The sequence below is a fragment of the Kothea flammea genome (genome assembly GCF_052161645.1).
Taxonomy (GTDB): domain Bacteria; phylum Planctomycetota; class Planctomycetia; order Pirellulales; family Pirellulaceae; genus Laterigemmans.
The window spans coordinates 3,739,364-3,756,159 of record NZ_CP197414.1 but is presented as its reverse complement, the minus strand read 5'-3'; the positions used below and the strand labels follow the sequence as shown (position 1 = coordinate 3,756,159).

Sequence of the window (16,796 nt, the reverse complement as noted above, 5' to 3'; positions counted from 1 at the left end):
CCCTACCCCGCCCTACCCCGCCGATTCGCCAATGGTGCACTCCATGCTGCCGGAATCCCGATTTCGCCCGCCTTTCCTCCAGGCTTTCGCGGTGTTTACTTTGTTGCTCGTGGGCAATTTGGCGATTGCCCAGCAGCTCACGGAAAGCTCCGACAGTGCTGTGGCTAGCTCCGACGCCGCGTCTTCGTTCTCCACCAAACTGGCTGAACTACCTCCCCTCGCCGCTTACCCGGCACGCCCCCAAGCCGACTGGCTGATTGACAGCTCGTCCTTCACGGCTCGCGTCGGCCGGCTTGGCGACGACAAGCTCGCCCTCGATAACGGCTTGGTCCGTCGCGTCCTCTGCTTGGCTCCCAACGCGGCCACGATCGCTTTGGACAATCTGATCACCGGCCAGTCGCTGCTGCGTGGAGTTAAACCCGAGGCGATTGTCACCATCGATGGCCAGCGTTATCACGTTGGCGGCTTGGTTGGCCAACCAAACTATGCGTACTTGACCGACGGGTGGTTGGCAGCGATGTCCAACGACCCGGCCGCTTTCCAGCTGGTCGATTTTCATGTTGGCGAACCTGAATCGCGTTTTCACTGGCAACAGCGACGGCACTACGCCGGCAATGTCAAATGGCCACCCCCGGGCGTCCACTTGCGGCTCGACTTTCAACATCCACAGTTGGAAAGCGTCACGCTCTCGGTGCATTACGAACTCTACGACGGTATCCCCTTATTTTCCAAGTGGATTACGATCGACAATCAGTCCCCCGAGCAAATCCTCTTAGACAATTTTGTCAGCGAGCAATTGGCGATCGTCGAAGAGGTCAGCTGGGTGGAGACCCGTGACGGTGTTGAAATTCCCCCTCCCAGCTCTTTGCATGTCGAGACCGACTTTGCTTTCGGTGGCTTCAATTCAGAAAATGCGAATCGGCATGTGGTTCACTGGCGAACCGATCCTCAATATTCAACCCAGGTTAATTATCTCAAAAGCACTCCCTGCTTGCTGGAGGTCAGCCCAACTTATGGACCGGCCCAAAGGATCGCACCCGCTGGTGCATTCAGCAGTTGTCGAGCTTTCGAATTAGTTTTCGACAGCTCCCAGCGGGAACGTCGCGGCTTGGCCAAACGACGCATGTATCGTTGCTTGGCTCCCTGGGTAACCGAAAATCCCCTCATGCACCACTTGCGAGTCGCCGATCCAGAAAGCACGCGTCAAGCTATCGACCAAGCGGCCGAGGTTGGCTTTGAGATGATTATTCTTTCCTTCGGCAGTGGTTTTAACATGGATAACGAGGATCCGAAGTTTTTGGCGGAATGGAAAGCGATCGCCGATTACGCTGATTCTCGCGGTGTCGAACTGGGGTCGTATTCGTTGTTGAGCAGTCGTGCAGCGCCCGCTGAGAACATGATCGTGTCGCCTGCCGGGTCAAAGCCGACTCACGGCCAATGCCCGGCGCTAACAAGCCCTTGGGGTTTGGCTTATTTGGCTAGGCTAAAAAAATTCTATCAGACCACCGGGTTCGATCTGCTGGAACATGATGGCTCCTATCCCGGCGATGTCGATGTCACGCCGCGACCACCGCTGCAGCAAGGCGAGCAAGACTCTCGTTGGGTCCAGTGGAAATTGATCAGCGATTATTATCAGTGGTGTCGGCAACAAGGGATCTATCTTAACGTTCCCGATTTCTATTTTTTGTCAGGCTCTAACAAATGTGGCATGGGGTATCGCGAAGTCAATTGGTCGCTCCCCCGCGCCATGCAAGTCATCCATACCCGACAGAATATTTATGATGGAACTTGGACGAAGACCCCTTCGATGGGATGGATGTTTGTGCCGCTCAGCCAATACCACGGCGGCGGCGCGGCGGCCACGATCGAGCCACTTCATCAACACCTCGACCACTATCGCCGCATGTTGCTCAACAATTTAGCGCTCGGTGTCCAAGCCTGCTACCGAGGTCCTCGCCTGTACGATACCCCTGAAACCAAGCAGATGGTAAAGAGCTGCGTCGACTGGTTTAAGCAGCATCGCCAGATCTTGGAAAGTGACCTGATCCATGGACGCCGCGCCGATGGCAGGGATCTGGACTGGATGCTGCACGTCAATCCTGAATTGCCGACCAAAGGTATGTTGTTGGTTTTCAATCCTTTGGATCGGCCCGTCACCCGAACGCTATCGGTTAACCTCTATTACACCGGACTGGATGAGCAAGCGGTGGTGACCGATAGCTGTGGAGCCGAGCAAACTTTGTCTCTATCGCGAGACTACCACGTCGATTTGCAGGTTAAAGTTCCTGCTGGCGAGATGAGCTGGTTCACTATTAAATAGGATGTTTCTTTTGCTAGTTCCACGCTGCGCAGCATCGCCGCTGCGGTTGGCTTGTCTCTGGCAACGTATCGTGCCACGAGGTTTGCAAGCAGCCCAAATTATCAATTGGGTCGCGAACGGTGGCGCCCGTCATGATTGGGAAAGTGGCGAAAGGGTTCCGCATCGCGTGACCATCGTCGAAAAACCGGCCGTAGACCATAACAGGTTGGTCACTCTCGGATATCCCAAAACGTTACTTGCCAGACCGGTATAAGTTACGACCCAGGCTGGCTTTCACCGGTATGTCCGTAAGGTCGACTGCCGATGACTCCTTCGGTGGGGCTGCTGGCAGTGGCATAAAGTCGTTTGGGAATGCGTCCGGAAAGAAAAGCATCGCGGCCTGCCATAGCCGCGTAACGCATCGCTTGCGCCATCCGGATCGGATCGCGGGCGTGGGCAATTGCCGTATTCAACAATACCCCATCGGCGCCCAACTCAAACGCTTCGGCCACGTCACTGGCTGTTCCCACTCCAGCGTCGACGATGACTGGATAGTCAGGATCGCCTTGCTTGAGATACTCCAGGATGATGCGAAGATTATTAGGGTTCAGCAGCCCCTGTCCCGAACCAATGGGACTGCCGGCCGGCATCACGCTGGCCGCTCCCAGGTCCTTTAAACGTCTTGCGATTACCGGATCATCGCTGGTATAGCAGAGCACATGAAACCCCTCTGCGACCAGTTGTTTACAGGCGGCAAGTGTCTCCACCGGGTCGGGCAACAAGGTTTTGCTGTCGCCCAGCACCTCCAGCTTGACCCAGTCACTGCCGGGATTGCCCAAGGTGCTGAGAATCTCCCGCCCCAACCTGGCCGCCCGCACGGCATCAATGGCGTTGTAGCAACCGGCCGTGTTAGGCAGCAGGACTAGTTTGTCGAGCTCCAGAAAATCGAGGATGTTTTGTCCGCTGCGGTCATACAGGCGTTCTCTTCGTACGGCAACCGTGGCGCAATCAGCTCCCGACGCGACGATCGAATCTCGCATCTGAGTCATCGTGTCGTAGCGTCCGGTGCCGACAATCAATCGGCTTTGCAAGCTTCGTCCAGCAACGACTAATGGTCGCTCGGGGAGAGGCGTAGTGGCAGCCGATTGAGATGTAGATTCAGGCATGGGGATCATTAGTTGAGCAAACAAGCAGAAAGTGGTGACAAATTTTTGCCGCGCTCAATTTCACCCTCCACCGACCAAAGTAACAACCTCCACCGCATCACCTTCGCAAAGCACATGGGTTTCATGCACGGCGCGGGAGATAACCTCTTGATTCACCTCGACCGCTAGATAATTAGGCGGTACGTGGGCAAGTTTCAACAAGTCGATGATGGTTGTCTCAGCCGGCACGTCGTGCGGCTGGTCATTGACGGTGACACGCATAAACACCTCCGCAGAAATTATTCGTTGGCTTCATCAAACGCGGCATCAAAGGCCCGACCGCTGGATTCGAAATCAAGCCGCTTGGTAAACTCACACGCTTCCTTGGCACCAAACTGGCGGTCCATCCCGGAGTCTTCCCATTCGATCGACAGCGGTCCGGTGTAACCAACATCGTTCAGCGCGCGAATGATCTCTTCAAAATTCACGCCACCACGACCTGGTGAACGGAAATCCCAACCCCGGCGGTAGTCGCCAAAATTAATATGGCTGGCCAAAATTCCAGCTTTGCCATCGAGCGTGACGATCGCATCTTTGATGTGAACGTGATAGATGCGATCGGGGAAAGCTCGAATAAACTGCACCGGATCGACTCCTTGCCAGTGCAAATGGCTGGGGTCAAAGTTAAACCCAAATTCTTCGCGATGTCCCACCGCTTCTAACGCTCGCTCGGCAGTGTAAATGTCGAAAGCGATCTCGGTGGGGTGAACTTCGAGCGCGAACTTGACGCCACATTCTCCGAAGACATCCAGGATTGGGTTAAAGCGTTCGGCAAAGAGATTAAAACCAGCGTCAATCATCGATGCCGGTACGGGAGGGAACGAATAGTTGAGATGCCAGATGCTGCTACCGGTAAATCCATTAACCACACCCACACCAAACTTCTGGGCCGCCCGCGCTGTTTGCTTGAGCTCTTCCGCAGCCCGCTGATTGACTCCCGCCGGATCGCCATCGCCCCAGATGTAGTCGGGCAGGATTGCCTTATGCCGCTGATCAATCGGGTCCAAAACGGCTTGGCCCGCCAAGTGGGCACTGATTGAATAGACCGCGAGTCCCAGGCTATCGAGAAACTCGCGTTTTTTCTCGCAGTAATCATCTTCGGCCATCGCTCGGGCCACTTCAAAGTGATCGCCCCAGCAGGCAAGTTCAATGCCGTCGTAGCCAAAATCGGCGGTCAATTGAGCCATCTCTTCGATTGGCAAATCGGCCCATTGACCAGTGAACAAGGTGACGGGGCGAGGCATAGTCAGACTCCGAATGGGAAACGAGTGGTAAAGCGAAATAACCGCGTGTCAGTGAACGAATGTCTTGGCACGCTCAGTTGTGGGGAACGGCATTCTGATGCGTTCTTCCCGCAGGTGCAACTATGCGAGTCGGCTTGGAACCAGCTTTTTTCGCTGCGGTCCCATTTCGATTACGGCTCGATACGACTTCCCAGCACGCTGAGGAACTGGCGAATCCAAGCCGGATGCGCGGGCCACGCGGGTGCGGTGACTAAATTGCCCTCCGTGTGGGCGGAGTCCATGCTGGCTGCCGGCTCCATATACTCACCTCCGGCAATGCGAACTTCCGGTGCCACGGCCGGATAGGCGCTGCACTGGCGACCGCTCAACACGCCCGCAGCCGACAACAATTGCGGACCATGGCAGATCGCGGCGATCGGTTTGGAATGCTCGGCAAAGTGGCGGACAATTTCCAACACGCGAGCGTTGAGGCGAAGGTATTCGGGGGCGCGCCCGCCGGGCAAAACCAAGGCGTCATAAGTCGTCTCGTCCAAGTTGCCGAAATCTGCCGTGATCGCCAAGCGGTGCCCAGGCTTTTCACTATAAGTTTGCTGCCCCTCAAAATCATGGATTGCCGTGATCACGGTGTCGCCAGCCGACTTATCAGGACACACCACATCGACTTCATGTCCGACCATCCGTAACATCTGTAGCGGCACCATGGCTTCGTAATCTTCCACGAAGTCACCGACGATCATCAAGATTTGCTTTACCGTCATCGTTCAATCTGCTCCGAAAAAAGCTCTAAATTACATCCTACCGACTAACGACTATTGACCGTCGGTGGCAATGTCCAACTCCAACGCGCGTCCATCGGAGATTCTCAATATGGCGGCTTCGATCACTTCTTGATCCCCGTTGGTAATGCTGCGAACTTCCAAACGCCCCTTGCCGAGCGAGCCTTGCACCTCATAGACCATCGTCTCTTCGTCGTCGTGCATCATCGACGCCGCCCAGTTGAGCTCCATCGACTCAATCCCACCCAACTCATTCTTGATCGTGGGATCGTCCTGCAATTGACTGCGGATGTCTTCAACAAGGACTTGTTCGCCGAAAGAAAAAAATGTGTAGGTCACGATACCGCCGGCACCGCAACAGAGCACGCCGATGCCAGCCAAAATGGCAAGCACGATTAATACCGTTTTGCCACCATTGCCTCCCCGCTTTTGCGGAGCGACGGAGCCAGTTGGTGGCTGTTCTGGTAATGGTGGGTAGGGCGCAAAGTCATTCACCGCGACTGCCTAATCTTAATGCCTGCTGAAATGAAGCCCTGCTTGTCCGCTCAGACCAGCGGAAAGCGGGGCACCGCTCCCAATGAAGTAAACTCGGTCTCGGCCATAAATAGTGCGCCCGCGTTGGGTGATTGAGGCTGCCGTTCCGCAGGCATGTGCTCGACGGCTGTCGTGATGACTAGGTACACCCGACCTCCGAACTCGACCAAGTTCGGACAAGTATTTTGTGGGCTGCCAGGCGTTCGCCAGACTCGCTGCAGCGTGCCGTCGACAAGTGAATACTGTCGCGTTTCTCCCGCTTCGGCCGGTTCCGGATTGTACATCGAGATGATGATTGCATTTCCATCAGGGGTCAAAATTGCCCCGTCAGGGACCGCGGGGTCGGCAGTCAAATCGATCAACACGCGGGGAGTTCCCAATTGGCCACCGGCAATGTCCAAATCGTAACCGACAACTTGGCGGGTCGGCGAGTCGATGTCGACCAATTGCAGCCCATTGTCGATCTGGCGAATCGCTTTGCCATTACTGCAGATTTGATCGTCGCGTAATCGAATCAACTGCTGGTCAGCTCCGCGAAACAGGTAGAGGCCCGCTTTTTTGGTGGCGAATTCCAAGTCTTTCGTGCCAAATACGAGATTGTCTTCCCAAATCACCCCATCGTTAATGATCGTGCCAGAGCGATCCGAATCGACTTCGCTGCCAAAGGGTGTCCAATGTCCGGTGCGCGTGCTGTAAAAACCCAATCGCCGTTCGCAACCAACAACAAACTTGATACCATCAGAACAGGGAAAAGCGAAACCGGGACGCCCCGGAAGTTCATACGACTGGTTTACGAGCGTTGTTAAGTCTAGTACGTTCAGGGAGCCGTTGGAGGCCTCGGCGCCGTGCTGTATCGCCACCCAGCTGAGCTTGTTGTCACCGAGCGGATAGGGACCTTCCGGCAAGAATCGCAACTCGGGCGTCGGCGGATGAAAAAGGACCGTGGCATCGACAGTGATTGTCATGGGTGCCCTGCATGAGTTAAGGAGGCATTTCCGGCGACGCGGAGTGACCGTCGCCAACATGGTGGGGATCGTTGCTCAGTGGTGTAGCTTCTCGTCCTTTTCAGAATGACAGAAAGTCGGCGATCAGCCAAGCACCTGGCTCGCGTGAAATTGGCTCTAACACACCGGCTGACGCGGTCTCATGGTATTTTTGTTCCCAGCGATTGTGGTACTCGCCCGTGAATTGGCACTCGCAAAACCCTTTACTCGATCCCTCAATCCTGCTCGCACTGCAGAGTGATTGCATTGACCGCTGGCATCGAGGTCCGCTGGAGCACGATTACCGGGCCGGCCTAGCGTTGGTAGCTGACCAGCTCGTGTTCAATTTTCAACTTTGGCATGAAGAGGATCAAGCTCGCTCGCCGGACGCCTCCGATGCCACGATCGCAAATGTCAAACGAAGCATCGATCGACTAAACCAACAACGTCACGACGCGATTGAAAAAATTGACGAATGGATTGCCGATCAGCTTGCCAGCCAGCCACCCAATCCTGATCTTGCTGACGCGGAATCATTACCACTCAACAGCGAAACACCCGGCAGCGTCATCGACCGTTTGGGGATCCTGACGCTTCGAATCTATCACCTCCGCGAACAACATGAGCGTGAGGAAATCGACGACAAGCTGCGAGCTTCGATAGAACAAAAGTTGATCGTTTGCCAACAGCAACAGCAAGACTTGGCGATCGCACTCAAACAATTGTTGGACGACCTTTGCCAAGGACGCAAACGCCATAAAACGTACAGGCAATTGAAAATGTATAACGATCCAAACCTAAATCCTTTTCTCTATCGCAGCCGAAAAGGATTGACATGAATCAGTCCCCCAGACAGCGTCCGTTTCAGCAGATTACTTTGGTTGGCGCTGGCGTCGTCGGCTACGCCATCGCCCATGCTCATCTGCGAGCCGGTTGTCCTGTAGAACTAGTCGATAACAATCCCGCCTCTCTGCAAACTTGTGGAGACGCGCTGCTTGCAGCGGGCCATCGGATTGTCCATCGCGGCGAGTTTATGGCCTCCAGTGGGCTCATTAGCTTGGCCCCAGCGAATCCCGGCGAACGGCCAAGCACGCCGACAGGATTCGAGCAGACAACCGAGAAACTACCAACTGACGCACTACCAACTGACGCTGCTCCAGATCAGCCGACACGATTGATTATTGAATCGATCCTGGAGCGTGCTGCGGAGAAACGAGCATTGTTTGCGGAGCTCAGTCAACACTTTGGCCGCGCTGCCGTGCTGGCCAGCAACACATCTTCGCTGCGGATTGCCCAGCTCGATTCGGCGGCCGCCCACCCCGATTTAGTTTGCGGGTTGCATTTTTTTATGCCGGTCGAAGGTCGTGATATGGTGGAACTGATCTCTGGCTCTGAGACCTCTCAGCACGTGCTCGATCAAGTTGCCGCGCACGCTCGGCGAATTGGAAAGCCGCCGCTGCTGGTGGCTGATAGCCCTGGATTTCTCGTCAACCGCCTGCTCTGGCCTTACCTCAACAACGCCGTGCGATTGTTGGAATGCGGTGCCGATCATCAAGCAATTCGCCGTGGTGCCGAGCGTCTGGGGATGCCACTCTCGCCGCTGGAATTGATCGATATGATTGGCTTGCGAACCGCGTTTGATGCCGGACGAGCGGCTTGGCAAGCCTTCCCCAATCGCATCGAGCCAAGCCCGATTCTGCCGGGACTCATTAAACGCAAACTATCCGGACGCAGTGGTCAGAGCGGCTTCTACGATTATCCAGCGAACAGTCAAACGAATAACCCTTCCGTAGAACTGAATTCGTTGGCCAGTCAAATTATTGCCAAGTACCAGCGCGAAGTTCGCCCATGGACCGATGATGAAGTCTACCTGAATTTGGCCGTGCCGATGTTGATCGAAGCCCTGCTGGTCTTGCGAGAGGGTGTGATCACAGAACGCACATGCCTCGAGGATGCTTTGCGTGCCGGCTTGGGTTGGCAAAACCCACAGGGTTTCTTCGGCCAGTTCGATGCCTCTGTGGTGCGTCAGGAAATCGAGCAATTCAGTCCCCTGTGCGCGGCGATGCGGGCTCCCGAGGAACTGTTGATCGGCTTAGACGACGCCCTCGCGACGGGTACTTTGAAATCCAAATCGTGATTTCGTCCTTTCATGCATCGCCCCAGCCCGTGACATGTCGCAGCTGCCTGCGCGTTGACCCAAGCTCGGTCGGTGTGAGTCAGGCGAGCAGGCCGAGTTCTTCGCCGGTGGCTTTGAAAGCGGCGATCGCTTGATCTAGATCCTTACGGCTGTGCGCGGCGCTAATTTGCACGCGAATACGCGCGAGTCCCTTGGGAACCACTGGATAACTGAAGCCGACGACATAGACGCCGCGTTCCAGCATCTTGCCGGCAAACTTCGTCGCCAAGGCGGCGTCGCCGAGCATGATCGGCACAATCGGGTGCTCTCCCGGTAATAAATCAAATCCTAGTTCGGTCATCGCCGCGCGAAAATACTTCGTGTTCGCTTCGAGCGTATCCCGCAGGTCAGTGCTGGAGCTGATCAAGTCGAGGGCTTTCATGGTGCCGCCGACGATCGATGGGCAAACCGTATTGGAGAACAAGTAAGGGCGGCTGCGCTGGCGCAGCAAATCGATGATCTCTCGAGGCCCCGAGGTGTATCCCCCGCTCGCCCCGCCGATCGCTTTGCCTAAGGTTCCGGTCAGCACGTCGACCCGCCCCATCACGCCGCAATGTTCATGCGTGCCCCTTCCGGTCTTGCCCATAAAGCCTGTGGCATGACAATCATCCACACAAACCAGCGCCCCATACGATTCGGCCAACTCGCAAATCCCGGCGAGATTCGCAATGTAGCCGTCCATCGAGAAGACGCCGTCGGTGATGATCACGCGATGACGCGTCTCCACAGCGGCTTGCAATTGTTTTTCCAAATCTTTGAGATCATTGTTGGCGTAGCGGAAGCGCTGCGCCTTGCAAAGCCGCACGCCGTCAATAATTGATGCGTGATTCAGCGAATCCGAGATGATTGCATCTTCAGCCGTTAGCATGGTTTCAAACAAACCACCGTTGGCGTCGAAGCAGGAGGAATAGAGAATCGTGTCCTCAGTGCCAAGAAACTCACTGATCCGCCGCTCTAACTCGCGGTGAATGGTTTGAGTGCCGCAGATAAATCGCACGCTGGCCAAACCGTAACCCCAGCGATCCAATGCCTCTTGGGCTGCTTGGCGAACTTCGGGGTGTTGGGCGAGTCCCAAATAATTGTTAGCGCAAAAGACCAGCACTTCCTTGCCATCCTGCAGTTTGACGCGAGTCCCCTGTGGGGTGTCGATCAAACGTTCCTCTTTCCAGGTACCCGCGGCACGGATCTCGTTTAATTGATCGTTGAGCGCGGTTTCCAAGGATGGCACAAACATAAAGCCTAATCTTCCCAGTTTAAGATAACTTTCAGAGCACTGCCGTCTCGCATGGCGGCAAAACCGGTTTCAAATTCCGTGTAATGCAGTCGATGCGTGATCACCGGTGAGATATCGAGCCCGCTTTGCAGTAACACCGACATCTTATACCACGTCTCGTACATCTCTCGACCGTAAATGCCTTTAATCGTCAACATGTTGAAGATCACGATATTCCAGTCGATAGCAATCTCTTCGCCCGGAATCCCCAGCATGGCAATTTTGCCGCCATGTGACATGTTGCTGAGCATATCACGCAGCGCCGTGGGATTACCCGACATTTCCAGACCAACATCGAATCCTTCGGTCATGCCGAGTTTTGTTTGCACATCGGCCAAGCTGGTTTGTCGCGGGTCGATCGCCAAATCGACTCCCATTTTTTTGGCCAGCTCCAGCCGCGTCGGATTCAAATCGGTAATCACCACGTAGCGGGCGCCCGCGTGCCTCACTACCGCCGCTGCCATGCAGCCGATCGGGCCAGCACCGGTGATCAACACATCCTCGCCCAACACATTGAAGGAGAGCGCCGTGTGCACGGCGTTGCCGAAGGGGTCAAAGATGGAAGCCACGTCGGTGTCGATACCGTCGGTGTGATGCCAGACATTGGTCATGGGGACGGCGATTAATTCAGCAAAAGCGCCCGGCCGGTTGACGCCAATCCCAAGGGTGTGGGCGCAAAGGTGTCGCCGTCCAGCGAGACAATTGCGACAGCGGCCACAAACGACGTGCCCTTCCGCACTGACCAGGTCCCCGGGATGAAAATCGACCACGTTCGAGCCGACTTCGACGATCTCACCGACAAATTCGTGCCCCACAACCATGGGAACGGGGATCGTCTTCTGAGCCCACGCATCCCAGTTGTAGATATGCAGATCGGTGCCGCAAATGCCCGTTTTCTTTACACGTATCAGACAGTCATTGATGCCAATGGTGGGCTCAGGGACGTCTTCCAACAATAGTCCTTCAGCCGCAGTTTTCTTAACGAGCGCTTTCATTCCCGTGCCAAATAAGCCCGATCAAAGTGAATAGGAAACAATAAATCAGTTTCGAACGCGGGTCGCTACGCGACCGACGTCGGTTACTGTAATCAACGGGGCTCAGACTTCTAGGAACATCCGCGCGGGATCTTCCATTGCCTCTTTGATCGTCTTTAAGAAAGTCACCGCTTCGCGGCCATCGACGATGCGGTGGTCATATGTCAGCGCTAAATACATCATCGGGCGAATCACGACTTGTCCTTGCACGGCCATTGGACGGTCTTGAATAGCGTGCAGCCCAAGAATGCCACTTTGCGGTGGATTCACGATCGGCGTGCTGAGCAGCGAGCCGTAAACGCCGCCGTTGGAAATCGTAAACGTGCCGCCTTCGAGATCTTGCGGGTTAATGCGATTTTCGCTGGCAGCCTTCCCGTACATCCCGATGGTGCGTTCGATTTCAGCAAAACTCATCGACTCCACGTTTCGCAGCACTGGCACCACCAACCCTTTGCCGCCACCGATCGCGATCCCAATGTCGCAATAATGCCGATAGACGACGTTGTTGCCGCGGACCTCTGCGTTCACTGCGGGGAACCTTCGCAAGGCCTCCACCGCCGCTTTGGCAAAGAATGACATGAAGCCCAACTTGACCCCATGCTTTTCCGCAAACAGATCTTTGTATTTTTTTCGCAAGTCCATCACGGGGCCCATGTCGACTTCGTTGAAAGTCGTCAATAAAGCGGCCGTCTGTTGCGCTTCCACCAACCGTGCGGCGATCGTCCGCCGAATCATGCTCAGCGGCTTGACCTCTTCACCACGCTGATGCCCGGCCGCTGAGATCAGCGTGCTCTCCGTAGCCGCTTTGGGAGCCGGTGGAGTCGCCAAGTGCTGGGCGACATCTTCCTTCAGCACTCGCCCGCCGGGACCACTGCCGATGACTTGGCCCTGTCCAATTCGGTTTTCGTCCATCATTCGCTGGGCGGCCGGCATGACGAACCCGGCTGACTGGCCAGCGTTCGATGTAGGCTGCCCTCCAAGGCCCGTCGAGCCATCGTTGCCTGGACCCGCAGGCGGAGCGGCTGCGCCTGATGCTGAAGCGCTGGTCGCGGGAGTGCTGCTGGTGGCCGCTGGAGGTTGCTCCGCGTTCCCGCCGGCTGGCTTTTCCGCCGGCTCAATCTCCGCGATCACGTCACCGACATTGGCGAAATCTTCCGCCTGAATGCGAATACCGCGAACGAATCCTGATTCCGGGGAGGGAATCTGCACCGAAGCTTTCTCAGTCTCGATGTCAACTAAGTCCTCACCGGCTGCAACCCATTCGCCTTCGGATTTCAACCACTGGCCGATCTGAACTTCGCTAATCGACTCGCCGACTTCTGGGACCTTAACTTCGACCATCGGGATAACGCTGGGACCAAGAGGGTGGGAAATGATAATACATCAGAGAATAAACTAGCATTAACATAGCGAGGAACCCACCCCTGGGGCAGCGGGTGTAACGATGATTTACAGTCCCAAGTCTGCAAACAAGGGTGTGCTCAGATAACGTTCGCCCAATGAACACATAATGGTTACAATACGTTTGCCTTTCATCTCAGGTCTGGCGGCAATTTGAGCAGCTGCCCAAATGTTGGCCCCGCTACTGATGCCGGCGACAATGCCTTCCTCTTTGGCGAGCCGCCGCCCCCAAGCAAAGGCGTCCTCGTCATCCACTTGGATAACATCGTCGATCAACGAAGTGTCAAGGTTCTTGGGGACGAATCCAGCACCAATGCCCTGGATGCGATGCTTGCCAGGAGAGCCTCCGCTGATCACTGGCGAATGCTTCGGTTCCACAGCGATCGCTTTGAAGTTGGGATTCTTTTGCTTCAAGTAGCGAGCCACCCCCGTAATCGTTCCCCCGGTTCCCACGCCGGCGACGATGCAGTCGATGTTGTGCCCTGAGTCTTCCCAAATTTCAGGACCCGTGGTTGCCTCATGAATCGCCGGATTGGCGGGGTTCTCGAATTGCTGAGGCAGGAATGCATTCTCCGTCTGCTCGACCAACGCTTGAGCTTGATTGATCGCCCCCTTCATGCCATCGGCGGCAGGCGTCAAAACAAGTTGTGCGCCCATCGCCCGCAGTAGCGCCCGCCGCTCTACCGACATCGACTCGGGCATCGTCAGGGTCAGCTTGTATCCCTTAGCGGCGCACACGAACGCCAACGCAATTCCGGTGTTGCCGCTGGTCGGCTCGATAATGTGCGTTTCCGAATTGATCCGGCCTTCCTTTTCCGCCGCCGTAATCATCGCCGCACCAATTCGGTCCTTGACACTGTTGAGCGGTTGGAAGAATTCGCACTTGGCAAACACGGTGGCTCCGCCTGCAGGGATCACCCGATTGATCTGGATCATCGGCGTGTCACCAATTGCCTGAGCCGCATTCTCGTAGGTTTTTCCCCGTGGCATGCCAATTACTCCTGGTTCAGCGAACTAGTTGGAAAACGTGACAAAATCAAAACCTTCGGCAAATTTCGTCCAATCGAATCAATCGACTTGAGTGGAACCGAAGACTTCTGCGGAACTGCTTAACGCGTGTGGCTGTCTATCTCACAGAACAGAGAACCTCACCGAAATGTTAGAACTCGCTTCCCGCAACCAATCGATCGGGCGACTGCACGCGGCGAAAGCTTGCCGAGAGCTAAGCGAATCGTATCGTAAAACTGCCGCGATTACAGCAAGCCGCTCCCGGCTTTTCCAGTTCCCAAATACCTTTATTTCGTCTCATCTTGAGACGGCTGTCTCAGAATGAGACAACTTGTTTTAGATTAGCACGTTGAGTTGCGAAGCGAGGCGAAATTGCGTCACATTGAGTCGTCGATTCGATTTGCTGTCATTTGGCTGATGAGGAAAAAATCGTGTAGGAAAGTATGCATTTTCCGTGGCTTTGTCAGCAAAACGACGCTACTTTGTCGGTTTTGGCATTGGGCTTGCAGCTCCACGATTCCGATGAGCAGTCGAACAACGCGAAAATTTATTTACACCTCCGCACGGTGGGAGATCGCCAGCGATGAAAATTTTGAAGAAAGCTACCCTGGTAAGCGGCTCGGCCTTCTTGGGCGCGGCGCTGATTTTTGGCGGCGAGCATCAAGCTTCCGCGCAAGCACCACCACCGGCTCAGCCCCCCGTGGCCGTACCTCAACCAGGTTACGCACCTGCCGTGCGGTACCCCGATAACGGCTTTTCATTCATGCGGCACTCCAGCACCGCAGCGGAAGGTGCCTACCGCGGTGCGGCCGAGTACGCGCGGGCACTTGGTGCCGCCAATTATGACAACTCGCTGGCCGCGATGAATTATCAGGAAGCGTATCGGCGATCGTTGGAAAACACGCTGAAATACGCTGAGACCTATTACGCCAAACGCGACCTCTGGTTCGATTATCGCGAAGCCTACGGTCGCAAACCATTGACGATGGAAGGCTACCGCCGCTTGGCCGAGTCGGCTGCGCCCGACCGCTTGCAGCCCGAGCAGTACGACGCCGAGTCGGGTGTCCGTTGGCCTAGTTTGTTGCGAGCGGAAGTGTTGGCTCCCTACCGACAAGCGATCGATCAAGCGATGGCGGCTCGCTCGGGTGAGGACGCTGGGCTGGGTAGCGAAACGTATGCGGTGGTCCGGCAAATGACGGGCGAAATGAGGGAAATGCTGGACCGGCACGTTGGTGAATTACCCACCCATCTTTACGTCCACGCCACAAAATTCCTCGATAGCGTTCGCTACGAAGCTCGCTTCCCAGGGCCGATCGATCTCTCCCAAGAGAATGGCAACGTTGCCCCAGCGGAAGCCCAGCCCGCACCTCCGGTCCCGCAAGCCGATGGTCAACCGCCTGCGGAAAACACGCCCGTCGCAGAAGATCAAGTTGGCTAAACTGCTGCCATAAATATTTCCAGGTCGCCTGCCGAAGGGTGGACAACAGCGGTATAGTGATTAGCCAGGCATCTAAATCGTCGTAGAACGAGCTGCGGCAGCCGATTCTCGGCGGCGATGCCTATCTGTCATTTACTCCAGACATTGGAATCTGCAGCCAGCTTATGTCCAGATCCGAACAGGACGCCTCGAGCAGCAACTTTAGTACGGTCACCGAGGCGGTCGAGGCGATCGCTCGTGGTGAAGTCATCATTGTCGTCGACGCCGAGGATCGCGAAAACGAAGGCGACTTTATTTGTGCCGCCGAAAAAGCGACTCCCGAAACGATCAATTTTATGCTCAGCGGACGGGGCCAATTGTGTGCTCCAATTTTGCCTGAAGCGGGGCATCGGCTCGAACTGCAACCTGTCGTTTCGCACAATGACGCACCGCTGAAAACCGCTTTCGTGACTCCGGTCGATCACACTGGCAGTAAAACGGGAATCACCGCAGTTGAGCGCAGTGAGACGATCCGTCGCTTGGCCAACCCGGCTAGTCGTCCTGAGGATTTTGTGCGCCCCGGTCATGTCTTCCCGTTGATTGCCATGGAAGGTGGCGTGCTTCGTCGCGCCGGTCATACCGAAGCGACCGTCGATCTGGCTCGTATGGCAGGCTTGAAACCAGCGGGTGTGCTGTGTGAAATTTTGGACCACACGGGGGACCGAGCAGATCGTGAAACACTGGCTCGGCTTGCCGATCAGCATCAGTTGAAGATGATCAGCATTGAACAATTGATCGCTCACCGCCGCGTCAGTGAAAAATTGGTCAGCCGCGCCGCCGAAGCCAAATTGCCCTCCGTCTACGGCCAGTTCGAGATCATTGTCTACGCCGTCCAGTTTGAAACCCAAGAGCCGGTGGCGTTGGTTTTCGGCGACCTGACCGCTCCAGGCCCCGACCCCTTAGTGCGGATGCACAGCAGTTGTTTCACTGGCGATTTGATTAATTCTTTGCGTTGCGACTGTGGCGATCAATTACACATGGCGTTGCAGATGATCGCCGATGAAGGCAGGGGCGTGTTGGTCTACTTGCCGCAAGAAGGACGTGGGATCGGACTGGCTCAGAAAATCCGCGCTTACGCGCTGCAAGACGATGGCTTGGACACCGTCGAAGCGAATCATGCTTTGGGATTCAAAGCTGACATGCGGGACTATGGGATCGGTCTTCAAGTGTTAAAAGATTTGGGGCTGCATCAAGTTCGTTTGTTGACGAACAATCCCAAAAAGACCGAAGCGTTCAACTTGCGTGGCTTTGACCTTCGCGTTACCGACCAAGTGCCGATCATTCCCACCGCTAACGTTCACAACGCGCGTTATTTGCAAACCAAACGCGATAAAATGGGCCACAGCCTGCCCGAATAGGTTTTTACCTGCCCGAATTATTGTCTCA

15 protein-coding genes are annotated in these 16,796 nt (G+C 55.6%); 5 read left to right on the top strand and 10 right to left on the bottom strand.

Annotated features, from left to right (window positions below):
* The first annotated feature begins 43 nt into the window (after positions 1 to 43).
* Entirely contained in the window at positions 44 to 2,320 is a 2,277-nt protein-coding gene (locus SH139x_RS14350) for an alpha-galactosidase (protein WP_488355880.1), read from the top strand.
* 254 nt (positions 2,321 to 2,574) lie between these two features.
* Here the strand turns inward: SH139x_RS14350 and SH139x_RS14345 are convergent, their stop codons facing one another.
* From SH139x_RS14345 to SH139x_RS14320, 6 genes are all read right to left on the bottom strand, one after another.
* The gene (locus SH139x_RS14345) at positions 2,575 to 3,465 is read right to left on the bottom strand and encodes a thiazole synthase (RefSeq protein ID WP_488355879.1); all 891 of its coding nucleotides are present in this window, start codon (positions 3,463 to 3,465) and stop codon (positions 2,575 to 2,577) included.
* A gap of 60 nt (positions 3,466 to 3,525) precedes the next feature.
* On the bottom strand, positions 3,526 to 3,726 hold the full coding sequence (gene thiS, locus SH139x_RS14340) for a sulfur carrier protein ThiS (RefSeq protein ID WP_488355878.1): 201 nt from the start codon (positions 3,724 to 3,726) through the stop codon (positions 3,526 to 3,528).
* A 17-nt stretch (positions 3,727 to 3,743) separates the two neighbouring features.
* A complete protein-coding gene (locus SH139x_RS14335) occupies positions 3,744 to 4,748 on the bottom strand; it encodes a sugar phosphate isomerase/epimerase family protein (protein WP_488355877.1) in 1,005 nt (334 codons plus the stop codon).
* Between the two features lie 170 nt (positions 4,749 to 4,918).
* On the bottom strand, positions 4,919 to 5,506 hold the full coding sequence (locus SH139x_RS14330; RefSeq protein WP_488355876.1) for a DJ-1/PfpI family protein: 588 nt from the start codon (positions 5,504 to 5,506) through the stop codon (positions 4,919 to 4,921).
* Between the two features lie 51 nt (positions 5,507 to 5,557).
* Entirely contained in the window at positions 5,558 to 6,019 is a 462-nt protein-coding gene (locus tag SH139x_RS14325; RefSeq protein ID WP_488355875.1) for a hypothetical protein, read from the bottom strand.
* Between the two features lie 50 nt (positions 6,020 to 6,069).
* Positions 6,070 to 7,023 (bottom strand): SMP-30/gluconolactonase/LRE family protein, encoded by a 954-nt coding sequence (locus SH139x_RS14320; RefSeq protein ID WP_488355874.1) that lies wholly within the window; start codon positions 7,021 to 7,023, stop codon positions 6,070 to 6,072.
* A 218-nt stretch (positions 7,024 to 7,241) separates the two neighbouring features.
* On the opposite strand from SH139x_RS14320, the gene SH139x_RS14315 reads away from it, so the two are divergent.
* The gene (locus SH139x_RS14315; protein WP_488355873.1) at positions 7,242 to 7,880 is read left to right on the top strand and encodes a DUF4254 domain-containing protein; all 639 of its coding nucleotides are present in this window, start codon (positions 7,242 to 7,244) and stop codon (positions 7,878 to 7,880) included.
* A complete protein-coding gene (locus SH139x_RS14310; RefSeq protein WP_488355872.1) occupies positions 7,877 to 9,178 on the top strand; it encodes a 3-hydroxyacyl-CoA dehydrogenase family protein in 1,302 nt (433 codons plus the stop codon). Before SH139x_RS14315 ends, SH139x_RS14310 begins: the two co-directional genes overlap by 4 nt.
* 79 nt (positions 9,179 to 9,257) lie before the next feature.
* On the opposite strand, the gene kbl is transcribed toward SH139x_RS14310, so the two are convergent.
* From kbl to cysK, 4 genes are all read right to left on the bottom strand, one after another.
* Positions 9,258 to 10,451: a glycine C-acetyltransferase gene (gene kbl, locus SH139x_RS14305; protein WP_488355871.1), complete on the bottom strand. Its 1,194-nt coding sequence runs from the start codon at positions 10,449 to 10,451 to the stop codon at positions 9,258 to 9,260.
* Positions 10,452 to 10,456: 5 nt separating this feature from the next.
* Positions 10,457 to 11,485 carry an L-threonine 3-dehydrogenase gene (gene tdh / locus SH139x_RS14300; RefSeq protein ID WP_488355870.1) on the bottom strand — a complete coding sequence of 343 codons (1,029 nt, stop codon included), beginning with the start codon at positions 11,483 to 11,485 and terminating at the stop codon, positions 10,457 to 10,459.
* Positions 11,486 to 11,587: 102 nt separating this feature from the next.
* A complete protein-coding gene (gene odhB, locus SH139x_RS14295) occupies positions 11,588 to 12,865 on the bottom strand; it encodes a 2-oxoglutarate dehydrogenase complex dihydrolipoyllysine-residue succinyltransferase (RefSeq protein WP_488355869.1) in 1,278 nt (425 codons plus the stop codon).
* 108 nt (positions 12,866 to 12,973) lie between these two features.
* Entirely contained in the window at positions 12,974 to 13,915 is a 942-nt protein-coding gene (cysK, locus tag SH139x_RS14290; RefSeq protein ID WP_488355868.1) for a cysteine synthase A, read from the bottom strand.
* Positions 13,916 to 14,516: 601 nt separating this feature from the next.
* On the opposite strand from cysK, the gene SH139x_RS14285 reads away from it, so the two are divergent.
* Together SH139x_RS14285 and ribA are read left to right on the top strand one after the other, a co-directional pair.
* Positions 14,517 to 15,371, top strand: coding sequence for a hypothetical protein (locus SH139x_RS14285; RefSeq protein ID WP_488355867.1), 855 nt, complete (start codon positions 14,517 to 14,519; stop codon positions 15,369 to 15,371).
* Positions 15,372 to 15,535: 164 nt separating this feature from the next.
* Complete coding sequence (gene ribA / locus SH139x_RS14280; RefSeq protein WP_488355866.1) at positions 15,536 to 16,768, top strand: GTP cyclohydrolase II; 1,233 nt, start codon at positions 15,536 to 15,538, stop codon at positions 16,766 to 16,768.
* The last annotated feature ends 28 nt before the right edge of the window (positions 16,769 to 16,796 follow it).